Source organism: Neorhizobium phenanthreniclasticum (genome assembly GCF_040066075.1).
GTDB classification, from domain to species: Bacteria; Pseudomonadota; Alphaproteobacteria; order Rhizobiales; family Rhizobiaceae; genus Neorhizobium; species Neorhizobium petrolearium.
Window position 1 is genome coordinate 1 of record NZ_JBEAAL010000004.1, and the last position, 13,032, is coordinate 13,032.

A 13,032-nucleotide genomic window follows, 5' to 3' on the forward strand; every position below is an offset into this window, starting at 1 on the left:
TCGACCTGCAGCAGAGCCTCAACCTCGCCTTCCTGTTCATCTCCCACGACATGGCGGTGGTGGAACGGGTGAGCCACCGGGTGGCGGTGATGTATCTCGGCGAGATCGTCGAGATCGGCCCGCGGGCGGCGGTCTTCGAGAACCCGCAGCATCCCTATACGAAGAAGCTGATGTCGGCCGTGCCGGTGCCCGATCCGTCGCGCCGCCGGATCAAGCGCAACATGTCGACCGACGAGATCAAGAGCCCGATCCGCCCCGTCAACTATGTGCCGCCCAAGCGCGAATACCGCGAGGTCTCACACGGGCATGTCGTCCAGATCGCATGAGGGTTTGGTAAGGAATGAGGGAACACCCTTATGCAGGGAGGGTGGTCGGGTCGGGCGGGATTGCAATGGACTTGCAGAATTGCTCACGGAAAGGGAACTGCCTCCAGCGTCGGGTGCTCCTGGCCATAGCTTTCTTCTGTTGAGCGGTCTGCTCCTGCTACAAGAGGCGATGATGGGGTTGGATTTCTCTTCAAAGGCGGAAAATTCGAAAGTCGCATTCAGAACAGAATTGCATTGCGGTATCCGACTTAAGCCAAAGTCGTAACATACTCGCGCAATCTCGTGCCTAAGAGCGCGAGATTGGCCTTGAGCTCTGCATAGCCGGCATTCTTTTCGCGCGTATCTTCGTCCATGTAGAGCTTCCGATTCAACTCGATCTGAATGCTGTGGCGCTTGTTCGACGGGGCAGAATAGGCGGAGACGAGCTCTGCACCACGGAAGGGGACATTCAGCGAAACCGAGTAGCCGAGACCTTCTAGAGTCTCGATGACGAGGTTGACGAAATCCGGCTCGCTCGACTGTCCGTCATAATCGCCGACAACCACATCCTTGCGGACCGTGCCCGGTGGATCGGGTGAAAGCACATGGCCGATCGCGGGCATGGAATGGCAGTTGACATGATAGACCTTGCCGAAGGTGGCGTAGGTTTCGTCGAGTAGCCGAACGATCTCTCGGTGATAGGGGCGCCAGTAGGTTTCGACCCGCTTTTCGAGCTCCTCCACGGTTAACTTTCGGCCATACATCGGCGTATCGCCCCAGGCGTAACGCCAGGCAAGCCCCATGCCCCGACGGGCGGCGGCGCTGTCGCGGGTCGGGTGCGGCCATTCACCTTCGATCATTTCGACGTCGACGTCCCTCACCGATCGGTTGAGATCGAGGAAACTGCGTGGGAACAGGGCGATAAGCAACGGCGCACCTATCGAGGGTGCGAAGCCGAAAAGATCGTCCACGTAGGTATCGGCTGCAACCCGCACCAACTCGTCGGAGACCGTCCGTTCAAAATCTGGGATCGTCAGTCCGCTATGGGGTGAATCGAAGACAAGCGGGACAGCCGGCGCGGTCGGCGGAATAATCTTCAATACGCCGTCTATCTCAACGGCTGCAAATAATGGGTCCGACATGAGAGCCTCGTTTAGGCTGTGGCAGCGAAAGCGGCCGGATAAGTGATGTCGGGCATTCCGACGAACGATGCTCCGCGACGGCCGACCATGCCGGGCGCAGCGAAGGGGCGAGGATAGACGACCGCTGCCGCCGGCCGGATCTTGGCGATCTTTTCGAGCGCCTCTATCTGATCGGCAGGCATGTCGATATTGAAAATGATGTCGCTATGCGGACCTGTCGTCATGCGCGGGGTGTTCATCGCGTCCTCGATATCAAGGCCCGCATGCACGATCATGCCGGTCAGCTGGGTCAGCGATGGGACGATCTGGTTGCCGCCAGCAGCGCCATAGGCGGCGAATGAACCGTTTTCGTCGGTGATCGCCACGGGACACATATTGCTCGGCGCATAGGCATTCGGTTTCAGCGAATTGGCGCGGCCGGGCGTCGGATCGAACCAGGACATGCCGTTGTTGAGCAGGATACCGGTCGAAGGCGACAGGGCACGGGCGCCGAACCGGTTGAGCAACGTGAAGGTGATCGCCACCATTCGGCCTTCATGGTCAACTGCGTTGACCTGCGTCGTGCTGGTCTTGCCGTTCGTCTCGGCCGGGTTAAGGCGCTTGCGGTGGGCGCCGAAACTTTCCCACAGCGCTTCGGCCATGGCCGTGAAGAAACCGGCGTCGACCGGCCCCCTGCCGCGCTTCCTGTCGAAGTGATCGAGCGCGTCGAAGAGCCGCTGGCCGGCGCTGGTTTCTCCGGCCACATGCACCGTCTTCCCCTGCAGTGACATGGTCCGCGATGGATAGAGGAGGGGCGCATAGTTCGCCATATCCGCAAGCGTGATCGAGCTGCCACCGGCATTCAGATCGGCAACGAGCTTCTCGCCGATCGCACCCCCATAAAGTGCGTCTGGGCCTTCGTTGGCGAGCTGTTCCAGCGTCTGTGTGAGTTGCTCAAGCGGCAGCGTCGCTCCCGGTTCGGGCGCGTGGCCGCCGGGCAGAAAAATGGAGCGCGTGCCGGGGTCCATGGCAAGCTCGCCTTCGGCAATGGCGACCGCCAGCGTCGTGTGCCAGTCAACATACATGCCCTTGCGGGCACGTTCGATCGCGGGCGCCAGAGCCCTGTCGAAACCGATCGTGCCATAGCGTTTCAGCGCCTCGGCAAAACCGCGCACGCAGCCCGGCACGACGGCAGCGGTAAAGCCCCGGACGTTGCGGTTGTCGATCGAGGCCGGGTGGCCGATGAAGGTCCTGATTGTCGGATCGGGCTTGTAGAACTCCTGATCGAAAGTGGACGGCACGCGTCCGGTGAACTCGACCACCTCGACCTTGCCGTCCGGCTCGGCGATGAGCATGTAGCCGCAGGCGGCGAGGCTGGTCATCCATGGTTCGACGGTCTGAAGCGTGAAGGCGGCGGTGACCGCCGCATCGACGGCATTGCCGCCAGCGGCAAGAACCGCAGCGCCTGCCTCGGCTGCCGCATAATGTTGTGACGTGACGACACCATGTTCGCTGACGCCGGCCACCTTGCGATAGATGCCGCGTTCGACGCGCAAATGGTTATATTGCGGGTTTTCCATTATTGGCTCTCCAGCGCGGCGGCCACCATGCGGCTTGCGCCTGAAAGATCGCCGAGCTTTTCGCCCGCCTCGATCCTGTGCTTGTTGCGTCCGGCGCGGGCTTGCCGCGCCATTGCCTCTTCCGCGACTTCTTCCGCTTCATCGGCGGAGATAACCACGATGCCGCTCGCGTCGGAGACCACGACATCGCCCGGCAGGACCGGTACGTTGCCACACGAAACGGGGAGATTGAGCGACCCACCGAGGTCGTTGAGCCGTGTGGTGATGCCGGAGACGCCCCGACACCAGAGCGGCATGCCGAGTTCGACGACTTCCTCGACATCGGTGCACGGGCCATCGATCGCAACGCCGATCGCACCGGCCGTCCTGATGGCAAAGGCAACCCCGCCGCCGATACAGGCGTGCCGGTCGTCGCCAAGCCGGTCGACGAACAGGAAATCCCCCGGACGCAGCAAGCCGACGGCATGATGGAGAAGAGTCGAATCCGTTGCAGGGATCGCGACCGTCACCGCCGTGCCGACCAATGTCTTCTTCGGTTCGACAACCGGCGTGATCGAATGGCGCAGGAACCCGCGATGGCGGAAATGGCCGATCGTCGCGACCTCGACGCTCTCGAATTTCCGGATGAGTTCGGCGTCGACCTGTTTCGGCACAGGCCCGATGTGGTATTTCTTCATGGCGCTTCCTTCCGGAGCATGGATTCTCCGGCCTCGTTTTCAGCCGCGTGATGTTGCCAGCCCTTGCCGGGTACGGCGGCAAGCAGTTCCTTGGTGTAGGTTTCCTTCGGCGCGCCGAAGAGCGAAGCCGGGTCGCCACGTTCGACGATTTTCCCGTTCTTCATGACCGCGATGTTGTCGCAGATCTGGCTTGCGACCCGCAGATCGTGAGTGATGAACAGGATACCGAAGCCGAGCCGGGCCTGCATGTCGGCGAGCAGTTTCAGCACCTGCGCCTGCACCGAGACGTCGAGCGCCGAGACGCTTTCGTCGGCGATTAGAAGCTCTGGCTCGACTGCAAGCGCTCTCGCGATGCATATGCGCTGCCGCTGGCCGCCAGAGAACTCGTGCGGGAAGCGACTGGCCGAGGCCCTGTCGAGTCCGCAGGCTTGAAGGAGGTCGAGGGCGCGGGCCATGGCGGCCTTGCGATCGAGCCCATGAATGATGGGACCTTCGGCAATCGCATCGCCGACCTTTTCGCGCGGGTCGAGGGCGGTATACGGATCCTGGAAGACGATCTGCACTTTGCGGCGCGCTTCGCGCAACGCCTTGCCGGAGAGTTCGGCGAAATCGCCGCCGGAAATCAGGATATCGCCACTTTCCGGCTGCACCAGGCGGATGACGCATTGGGCAAGCGTCGATTTGCCGGAGCCGGATTCGCCCACGAGGCCGAGCGTTTCGCCGCGGCGGATGGTGATGTCGACGTTGTCGACCGCCTTCACGGTGCGGCCGCCGCCGAACAGGCCGGAGCGGGTGAAGGTTTTCATGATGTTCCTCGCGATCAGCACCGGATCGCCGAGCCCTTGGCGCTCCTTGCGCGGCGTCAGCGTCGGTACGGATGCGAGCAGCCGGCGGGTATAATCCTGACGCGGGTGATTGAGGATTTCGTCGCGCGTGCCGATCTCGACGAGGCAGCCCATCTGCATCACCGCGACGCGGTCGGCGATTTCCGCCACAACGCCGAAATCATGGGTGATGAAGATGATGCCGGTGTCATGCCTGGCGCGCAGGTCCAGCATCAGCTTGAGGATCTGCGCCTGGGTGGTGACGTCGAGCGCCGTCGTCGGTTCGTCGGCGATCAGAACCGACGGATCGAGCGCGAGCGCCGTAGCGATCATGACGCGCTGGCACTGGCCGCCGGAAAGCTGGTGGGGATAGGAGTGGTAGATCTGCTCCGGATTGGGAAGCTGCACCTCGCGGAAAAGGTCGATCACCTTCCTGCGGATCTCCGCCTGCGATAGTTTCGTGTGGATACGGAAGGTTTCCGACACCTGTTCGCCGACCCGGAAGATCGGGTTCAGCGCTGCCATGGGTTCCTGGAAGATCATGGCGATGCGCCGGCCGGTGATGCTGCGCCGGGTCGCATCGTCGATGGTCAGCAAGTCCGTGCCTTCGAACATCACTCGGCCGGTCGGCTGCCCGAGGTTGCGGGGCAGGAGGCCCATAGTGGCAAGCGCCGTCAGCGATTTGCCGGAACCGGATTCGCCGACGATGCAGAGGATTTCGCCCTTGCTCACTGACAGCGACAGATCCTCGACCGCAAAACGCCGATCGGCGCCTTCCGGAAGCGGCACGTTCAAATGTTCGATCGAAAGTCGCTCGCTGCTCATGAGGCCGCCTTTGTGTCTTGAGGTGCAAAGGCGGTTGGCGAGCGCATGTCGCAGCCGCGCATATGTCCGACGAAGCGGGCGCAGAAGCCAACAAGATGTTCGACCATTCTTGCGCCTTTCTCCGCACTGGCGAGCAACGGATCACCGCCCAGCATGCCGTCGGCATTCACCTCGTGGCAGTTCATCTGCACATGCACGGGCATGCCCTCGAACTGTATGTTGTTGACGCCGCCGGTCGGGAGGCCGAACGCCTTGGCGCGCACAGATGGACGGGCGAGGTCCATGCGCATCAGTTCGGGGAAGAGATGCAGGTAGATGGAAGTCAGCGGCTCGCCGCCGTGGCCGCGCGCAGCAGCGACGGAACTGCCGTGCAATTCCTTCCAGAGCACGTCGGGGATCGATTGCCAGAGATTGACGAAGGGGATTGAAACCCCGCGTTCCGTGCGGATACGGCGAAGTGTCTGATCGAAGAGCGGTGCGTTGCTGGTATGGCCGTTCAGGATCAGAATATGCTCGATACCGTGATCGAGGAAGGCGGTCACGGTATCCTCGACGACAGCCGAAAACGTCGAAGGCCGCAACTGGATGCCACCCGCTATGGTCTTGAAGAAATCCGCATAACCGAAGGGAATGGTCGGCGCGACGATCGCGTCGGAGGCTTCCGCCACTTGTCCCGCCACCGCCTCGGTCAGCATGAAATCACCCATCGGGGCGTGGGGGCCTTGTTCCTCCTGGCTGCCGAAGGGCAACAGGATGACCGGCTTTTCGGAAAGACGCTCGCGGAATTCCGCGAACGTCATGTCCTTCAGCGCATGCTTGCGTATCCTGGCCATCATACGAACTTGAAGTAATCGCCGTAGATGCGCATTTCGCCGTTCGGCTTGTATTTGAATTCGATGCCGGCACGGTGGGCGCAGTTGTAGACGCTCTTCCACAGGTAGTAGCCGGGCGTCACGCGTTGCCATTCTTCCGAAAGCGCCAGATAGGCCTTCTTGCGCTCCTCGAATTCGGTCGTGGCGTCGAACTTCTTGCCGAGCTCGACGAATTCCGGCGTCGGATCCCAGGTCTTCCAGTTGGCCGTCGAGCGTGATGCGGTCGGGCCCCAGTCGAGCCAGAGCGGCTGGTAGGGATCACCGGGGATGAAGTCCGAGCTCATGGACATGTTCATGAGATGGAACGGGCGGCGATAGACGAGTTCGAAATTGTCGAGCACCTGTGCTTCGACGTTGACGCCGATCTCCCGCCATTGCTCGACCATGATTTCGGCGGCCGCCTCGTAGTTCGGATAGAACTGCCGAGTGATGTGCCAGAGCAGCTTCTCGCCCTTGTACTTCGTCTTGGCGACCAGCGCCTTGGCGGCGGCGACGTCGTAGGGCAGTTTCACCGGCAAGTCAGGATCATAGAACTTGCCGTATTCCTTGAAGTTGAACGGAACGGCCGGATGTTCGGTCGTGCCGTTGAACAGCGCCTGGACAATCGAATCCATGTCGATCGCCTGGACCATGGCGTAGCGCAGATTGGCGTCGACCAGCGGATTGTCTTCCGGATCGGGGCGGGTGTTGAAGGCGAAAGCCGGATAGTTGTCGGCGAGCACGCGCTTCAGCACTACGCCCTTGTAGCTTTCCAGCGTTTTCTCCTGATCGGTCGGGATGTTGACCATGAAGTCGAATTCGCCCGAGACGAGGCCTGCCATGCGGGCGGCGAATTCCGGCACGATCTTCCAGGAGATCTGCTTGACCGGTGGCGGGCCGTCCCAATAATCGTCGAAGGCCTCCAGCACCATGATCTCGCCGGAACGGAAGGTCGTCACCTTGTAGGGACCCGTGCCGATCGGCTTCTGGCCGAAGCCGTCGACGCCCACTTCCATGTAGTATTTCTTCGGCACGACGAAGCCGATATAGCCGGTCAGCTTTGCCGGAATGTTGGGATCGGGACGCTCGGTTTCGATCTCGAACGTATATTTGCCAGTCGCCTCGACCCGCTTGAAGCCGGCCGTGAAAGTCTTGCCGCGCGGTTCGAACGGCTTCTGCCCCCATAGTCGCTCGGGCGACAAGGTAAAGACGGCATCCTCCGACGTCATCTCGGCGCCGTCGTGGAATTTCACGCCTTCGCGCAGCTGGATGCTCCAGACATTGCCGTTCTGCTCCCATTTCGTCGCAAGTTTCGGCGCGAAGAGCAGGCCGTTCTCATCATTGATATAGTCACGGTCGACGAGCGTGTCGTAGAAATTCGGAAAGATGCGGCGTGACGTGGTCGAGATACCGTTGATCGTCGCCATATTGGCCCAGAGATTGTCGACGGCGATCGTCAGCGATGGCCGGTCCGCGGCATTGGCCCGCGGCATGCGGCCGGCGAGCGACAATGCACCGGCTCCCAGAATGAGACTTCCCACTTCGCGTCTGGTATACATGGTTCCACCTTCTCCTATTATGATTATAAGGTTCTATTCATGCGGTTCTGACACGCAGCATCGGGTCGAGCCGGTCACGCAACCAGTCGCCGACGATGCTCATCGAAAGCGTGACGAGGAAAATGATCGATCCGGGCACGACCGAGATCCACCATGCGGTCGACAGGTAGTCGCGTCCGTCCCCGAGGATCTGGCCGAGGCTCGTCTGTGGAGGCTGGATGCCCAGGCCTAAGAAACTGAGCGAGGTTTCCAGAAGGATGATCTGCGGAAAGGTCAGGGTGACCTGCACGATCAGCGCGCTCGCGACATTCGGCAGGACGTGCTTGAGATAAAGCCGGCCGTTGCCTGCGCCGAGTGCGACGATCGCCTTGGCATAGGGCTGGCTGATCGCCGACAGGACCACGCCGCGGGAGAGGCGCGCATATTTTTCCCAGCCGAACAGGCCCATCAGGATCACGAAGAGCGTCATGCTGTTGCCGAAAAAGGCAAGCAGCGTCAAGGTGATGAGGATGAAGGGGAGCGATGCCTGGAAGTCGACGAGCATCATCAGAACTTCTTCCACCCATCCCCTAAAATGTGCGGCGATGAAGCCCACCGCGGAGCCGAAGACCGCTCCGATGATCGTGCCGGCGATCGCGACCGAGAGCGACATCCGCAGTCCGGCGATGACCCTTGCCACCATGTCGCGGCCGATGCGGTCGGTGCCGAGCGGAAAATCCGGATTGCCGCCGGTGAGGAAAGCCGGTGGCCTGAGGCGCGCGAGCAGGTTCTGCTGCGACATGCCGTAGGGCGTGAAGACGTTGCCGACAATCGCGACCAGCACGGCGATGACGAGCACCGTAATGGCAAGGACGAGGATGGGAGAGATGCGCTTCATCCTTCTGTCCTCAATTCTGTACGCGGATGCGGGGATCGAGCAGGCCGTAGAGCAGGTCGACCACCAGGTTTGCGAGCACCATGGTGACGGCCATGATGAGGACGAGACCCTGGACAACCGCCAGATCCCTGGACGAGACGGCGGTCACCAGCAGGCGACCGACCCCCGGCCAGGCGAAGACGGTCTCCACCACGATCGCACCGCCGATCAATTCGCCGAGGTTGAGGCCGATGATCGTCACGAGGGGAATGCTGGCATTCGGCAGGGCATGGAAGATGATGCGCTTCCAATAACTTACTCCCTTTGCAGCGGCGGCCCGGATATAGAGTCTGTCGAGCACTTCCAGCATGGCTGAGCGGGTGAAGCGGGCGAGCGTGCCAGCCGTGAACGTGGCGAGCGTGATCGCCGGCATGATCAGGTGCCAGATGGAGCCCGTGCCCGAACTCGGAAGCCATTGCAGACTCAGGGAGAAGAGCAGAATCATAAGGACCCCGAGGAAGAAGTTCGGCAGCGCGAAGCCGAAGACTGCGGTGGCCATGATGAGATTATCGAAAGTCGAGCCGCGCTTGATGGCGGCGACAATGCCCGCTGGAACGCCGATCAGGATGGCACCGAGATAGGAGAAGAGCCCGAGCATCAGCGTCCAGGGGATGCGCTCGGCGATGATGTCGATCACCTCGCGACCGTCGCGATAGGAAACGCCGAACTCGCCGATCGCCATTTGCATGACGTAGCGCAAGTATTGGACCCATAGCGGGTCATCGAGGCGCCAGAGCGCACGGAACTGTTCGATTTCCTCCGGGGTGGCGTCGGCCCCGACAAGTGCGACGACCGGGTCGCCGGAGGTCCTCAAGACCACGAATGTGAACGTCACGACGAACCAGAGCGTCAGCGCGGTCCGCAGAATCTTCAGCAACCAGAAACGCGTCATAAATGCCCCGTTTCGGGGCCTGGCGACCCCAGCTGTTCCAATTTTTATGTCATTTTTTTCGAAAGCTAATCACGGGAATAGATTATTATCTATTACAAAATCGCGGGATCATTGATATGTATGAAATATGAAATACGGCATCGAATTTCGTCATCTCCACTATTTCGCATGCGTGGCGGAAGAACTGCATTTCAGCCGCGCGGCCGACAAGCTCGGCATGGCCCAGGCACCTCTCAGCCAGCAGATCCGCCAGCTCGAAGAGCGGCTCGGTACCCGGCTCTTTCGCCGCACGACGCGCCGTGTGAAGCTCACGCCGGCGGGTGAGATATTCCTGCGTCACGCACAGGAAATCCTGGGCGGCATAGACAGGGCGGTCACGCATACGCGTTCCATTTCCGGCGAGGACAGCGGAACGATTTGCGTCAGCGGAGTCCATTTGGCGCTATCGCATGTCATGCCGCCTGTCATTGCCGACTTTCGCAAACTCTATCCGGCGATGACGGTCGATGTGCAGGTCCTGGGAACAGCGCAGCAGTTGGAACTGCTGCAGAGCAACAAGGTCCAGGTCGCATTCATCCGTTCGACCAATCCGGCTGGCTTCTTGAAAACGGAACATATTCTGGAGGAGGGCTTCGTGGCGGTTCTGCCGAAAGACCATCGGCTGGCCCAGAAAGACGACCTGACAGTGAAGGACTTTGCCGGTGAGCCGCTGATCACCTATGCGCCGCTTGTCGGCGCGAGCTATTATCACGCAATCATGGACGCACTTCGCCGCGCAGGGGTCTATCCGGTGATCGTGCAGGAAGTCTCGCACACATTAGCAATCGGAACCCTAGTCGCGGCGGGCGTCGGTGTGGCGATCGCACCATCCTGGCTGGCTCACAACCCAAGCCCATATGTGGTTTACCGCCGTCTCAACGATATTCCTGCAGAAGTCGAACTGCTGGTTGCTTGGCATGCGGAGGAAAAATCGAAAACCGTAATCGACTTTATCGAGATCACTCGACAGACTGCGGCGAAAAAAGAGTTCGTCGGAATCTCGAGCTAAAGATGCGAGGCCTTTCTTTGGCGCAGCCGTCGGATTTTCCTCGGCCTCGCCCAGTCGAGCGCAATCCATGACGAAGTGCGTCAAATTCTTAAAGCCATCGCCCCCGCAAGCGTGTGCAGCCTACTTCAAGGAGGCTGGAGATGAACGGGCTTAAAACATATCGCTCTAGTTCGATTGCAATATCCAGTGATCCCAGAAATCGTTGCGGCCGTCTCGGGTATCAACACGAGGGACAACGGACATACCGGCGCGAAGGCGTCCGGCGAGTGTCTTGTCATCAATCGTTATCTTCACAGGAACCCGCTGGACGACTTTCGTGAAATTACCTGTAGCGTTGTCGGCGGGGAGGAGAGAAAATTCAGAACCGCTTCCGGGCGAGAGGCTTTCCACTCGCCCGCCGATTTCAATACCGGGAAAGCTGTCTACCCTAATCGTCACCGGCTGAGCAGGATGGATATCGCTGACTTGGGTCTCCTTGAAGTTCGCGACGACGTAAATCGCATCCAGCGGGACGACTGCCATCAGCTGTGTGCCGGCATTTACGAGTTGACCGATTCTGAGTGTCCGCGCGCCGATCGTGCCATCAACGGGGGCCACAATCTGCGTGTAAGAAAGGTTGAGCTCCGCCTGCGCCACTTGAGCCGCTACGCGGTGACGCTGGGCCACAGCCTGATCTTTCTGTGATTCCAGCACGGGAATTTTATTTCGGGTTGCAATAACATTTGCTTCGTCGCGTTTGACTGCGGCGGCCGCCTGATCGCGCAGCGAAGCGCTTTGTTCGGCACGGGATCGGGTTCCGGCGCCGTTCATAATCAGCTTGGTTGATCTGTCGGCTTCCGCCAGCGCAAAGGCGAAGGCAGCATTGGACGAGTTCAGAGCGGCTACCGCCTGCTCGACCAACGAGTGCTGCAGAGCAATCTGAGCGTCGACATTCCTGATCGCGGCATCCGCAGATTCGAGATCAGCCTTTGCCTGAGAGAGTGCGATTTGGAAGTCCCTGTCGTCAATGCGGGCAATAAGCTGGCCGGCCTTTACCGTGTCGTTGTCTTCGACAAGAATTTCCTTGATGTATCCCGACATCTTGGGAGCGACCGTGGTGAAGTCAGCTTTCACATAGGCATTGTCGGTCTGTTGGACGTAGCGGTTGACAACGAAGTGCCTATATCCGGTATCGACTCCGATCGCAGCTCCGGCGGCAAGGGTGATCGCGAGAATTCCCGTCCGCACCGCTCCTCGTTTGGCGGACTTGCGCGCTGGGGCGCCGGCATTGGGAGGCTCAGGAACTACCGACTCGGTCGTGGCGACGATGCGCAAGCTCTCCTCGGGCTCTTTGGCCTCAAAAGCTCTCGCGCCCGGTAACTCAACCATCTTCCAACTCCTTCACCGTGGCAGACGAAAGACCGTCCACCCGTTCGACGGAATAGATGCCTGCAAAATTTGATCGTGATAATGAGGGAAGATGTAAAAGGATTATCAAGCACAGGTGTAAGGTAAGGACCGATGGATAGGTTGAAGAGTCTCGAGGTCTTCGGTCGGGTTGTGGAAACAGGTGGCTTCTCCGCCGCGGCGCGCAAGTTGAACATGTCAACCACGATGGTGGCCAATCACATACAAGCGCTGGAAGATAGTCTCGGTGTCCGGCTGCTGCAGCGAACGACGCGGAAGGTAAGCGTTACCGAGACAGGAAAGTTCTTTTACGATCGTTCCTCTGCAATCTTGATGGATCTCGAAGAAGCGAACGAAGCCACGGCTGCCCTTTCTTCTATGCCTCGCGGCTCGCTGCGAATCTATACAAACTCCTCCATGATAAAGAGCCTGGGGCCGATCACGGATGAATTCCTGGAGCGGCATCCCCAGGTTACCATCAGCCTGGATGTCGGCGAGCGGATGATCGACATGATCGACGCCGGCTACGATCTGGCGATCCGCATGATCATGCCGGAAGCCAATTTGATCGTAAGGAAGCTGGCGACGTGGAGGCACCTTCCAGTCTGCGCCCCGGAATATATCGAACGACATGGAGAACCTGAAAGTCCGGGCGATCTGCTCGGGCATAACTGCCTGCAATATTCCCTATACGCTTACGGCGATCTATGGCGCTTTATCGGTCCCCAAGGGGCTGTTGTTGAGGCGAAGGTGAAGGGCAATGTCGTTTCAAGCAGTGCAGACCTGCTCCTTGATCTCGCCCTACGCGGGCGCGGGATATTTCTTGCGCCAGCACCTGTCGTCAGTGAGGAAATCGCGGCCGGACGGCTTGTCCACATCATGAAGGCCCATAAGGGCGTAGAGTTTGCTCTTAGCGCTGCCTTTCCCAATCGCAACTACCTGCCCACCAAGGTGAGGTTGTTCATAGACCTGCTGGCTGAGCGGCTTTCGAAATTGCCTCAGTTCGCAGGGTAGCGATTGGGCTTCCAACGCACCGGTCACCGGCGAC

General features: G+C 60.1%; 12 protein-coding genes. 3 read left to right on the forward strand and 9 right to left on the reverse strand.

Annotation, left to right across the window (positions count from 1 at the left end; genetic code table 11):
- A partial coding sequence (locus ABK249_RS08120; protein WP_348862560.1) for an oligopeptide/dipeptide ABC transporter ATP-binding protein occupies positions 1-326 on the forward strand: 326 nt, incomplete at its 5' end.
- Positions 327-574: 248 nt separating this feature from the next.
- On the opposite strand, the gene ABK249_RS08125 is transcribed toward ABK249_RS08120, so the two are convergent.
- The 8 genes from ABK249_RS08125 to ABK249_RS08160 are packed head-to-tail and all read right to left on the reverse strand — an operon-like array spanning position 575 to position 9,550.
- Positions 575-1,447 (reverse strand): N-formylglutamate amidohydrolase, encoded by an 873-nt coding sequence (locus ABK249_RS08125; protein ID WP_052182760.1) that lies wholly within the window; start codon positions 1,445-1,447, stop codon positions 575-577.
- An 11-nt stretch (positions 1,448-1,458) separates the two neighbouring features.
- Positions 1,459-3,006, reverse strand: a complete 1,548-nt coding sequence (locus ABK249_RS08130) for a gamma-glutamyltransferase (protein ID WP_052182759.1) — start codon at positions 3,004-3,006, stop codon at positions 1,459-1,461.
- Positions 3,006-3,683: an RraA family protein gene (locus ABK249_RS08135; protein ID WP_348862561.1), complete on the reverse strand. Its 678-nt coding sequence runs from the start codon at positions 3,681-3,683 to the stop codon at positions 3,006-3,008. Before ABK249_RS08135 ends, ABK249_RS08130 begins: the two co-directional genes overlap by 1 nt.
- The gene (locus tag ABK249_RS08140) at positions 3,680-5,332 is read right to left on the reverse strand and encodes an ABC transporter ATP-binding protein (protein WP_037148398.1); all 1,653 of its coding nucleotides are present in this window, start codon (positions 5,330-5,332) and stop codon (positions 3,680-3,682) included. Before ABK249_RS08140 ends, ABK249_RS08135 begins: the two co-directional genes overlap by 4 nt.
- On the reverse strand, positions 5,329-6,168 hold the full coding sequence (locus tag ABK249_RS08145; RefSeq protein ID WP_037148396.1) for a creatininase family protein: 840 nt from the start codon (positions 6,166-6,168) through the stop codon (positions 5,329-5,331). The genes ABK249_RS08140 and ABK249_RS08145 overlap by 4 nt, the downstream gene beginning before the upstream one ends.
- Positions 6,165-7,742, reverse strand: coding sequence for an ABC transporter substrate-binding protein (locus ABK249_RS08150; protein ID WP_037148394.1), 1,578 nt, complete (start codon positions 7,740-7,742; stop codon positions 6,165-6,167). Before ABK249_RS08150 ends, ABK249_RS08145 begins: the two co-directional genes overlap by 4 nt.
- A 37-nt stretch (positions 7,743-7,779) precedes the next feature.
- Positions 7,780-8,619 carry an ABC transporter permease gene (locus tag ABK249_RS08155; protein ID WP_037148393.1) on the reverse strand — a complete coding sequence of 280 codons (840 nt, stop codon included), beginning with the start codon at positions 8,617-8,619 and terminating at the stop codon, positions 7,780-7,782.
- Between the two features lie 10 nt (positions 8,620-8,629).
- A complete protein-coding gene (locus tag ABK249_RS08160; protein ID WP_037148391.1) occupies positions 8,630-9,550 on the reverse strand; it encodes an ABC transporter permease in 921 nt (306 codons plus the stop codon).
- Between the two features lie 127 nt (positions 9,551-9,677).
- On the opposite strand from ABK249_RS08160, the gene ABK249_RS08165 reads away from it, so the two are divergent.
- Positions 9,678-10,598, forward strand: coding sequence for a LysR family transcriptional regulator (locus tag ABK249_RS08165; protein WP_227703460.1), 921 nt, complete (start codon positions 9,678-9,680; stop codon positions 10,596-10,598).
- 165 nt (positions 10,599-10,763) lie between these two features.
- Here ABK249_RS08165 and ABK249_RS08170 read toward each other — a convergent pair whose 3' ends face one another.
- Positions 10,764-11,966, reverse strand: coding sequence for an HlyD family secretion protein (locus ABK249_RS08170; protein WP_227703459.1), 1,203 nt, complete (start codon positions 11,964-11,966; stop codon positions 10,764-10,766).
- A gap of 132 nt (positions 11,967-12,098) precedes the next feature.
- On the opposite strand from ABK249_RS08170, the gene ABK249_RS08175 reads away from it, so the two are divergent.
- Entirely contained in the window at positions 12,099-12,998 is a 900-nt protein-coding gene (locus ABK249_RS08175) for a LysR family transcriptional regulator (RefSeq protein ID WP_227703458.1), read from the forward strand.
- The last annotated feature ends 34 nt before the right edge of the window (positions 12,999-13,032 follow it).

Excerpts from the sequence above, each read along its gene's own strand:
- ABK249_RS08175 (WP_227703458.1), top strand. The coding sequence starts at position 12,099 with ATGGATAGGTTGAAGAGTCTCGAGGTCTTCGGTCGGGTTGTGGAAACA.
- ABK249_RS08170 (WP_227703459.1), bottom strand. The coding sequence starts at position 11,966 with ATGGTTGAGTTACCGGGCGCGAGAGCTTTTGAGGCCAAAGAGCCCGAG.
- ABK249_RS08165 (WP_227703460.1), top strand. The coding sequence starts at position 9,678 with ATGAAATACGGCATCGAATTTCGTCATCTCCACTATTTCGCATGCGTG.
- ABK249_RS08145 (WP_037148396.1), bottom strand. The coding sequence starts at position 6,168 with ATGATGGCCAGGATACGCAAGCATGCGCTGAAGGACATGACGTTCGCG.
- ABK249_RS08140 (WP_037148398.1), bottom strand. The coding sequence starts at position 5,332 with ATGAGCAGCGAGCGACTTTCGATCGAACATTTGAACGTGCCGCTTCCG.
- ABK249_RS08130 (WP_052182759.1), bottom strand. The coding sequence starts at position 3,006 with ATGGAAAACCCGCAATATAACCATTTGCGCGTCGAACGCGGCATCTAT.
- ABK249_RS08125 (WP_052182760.1), bottom strand. The coding sequence starts at position 1,447 with ATGTCGGACCCATTATTTGCAGCCGTTGAGATAGACGGCGTATTGAAG.
- ABK249_RS08135 (WP_348862561.1), bottom strand. The coding sequence starts at position 3,683 with ATGAAGAAATACCACATCGGGCCTGTGCCGAAACAGGTCGACGCCGAA.
- ABK249_RS08155 (WP_037148393.1), bottom strand. The coding sequence starts at position 8,619 with ATGAAGCGCATCTCTCCCATCCTCGTCCTTGCCATTACGGTGCTCGTC.
- ABK249_RS08150 (WP_037148394.1), bottom strand. The coding sequence starts at position 7,742 with ATGTATACCAGACGCGAAGTGGGAAGTCTCATTCTGGGAGCCGGTGCA.
- ABK249_RS08160 (WP_037148391.1), bottom strand. The coding sequence starts at position 9,550 with ATGACGCGTTTCTGGTTGCTGAAGATTCTGCGGACCGCGCTGACGCTC.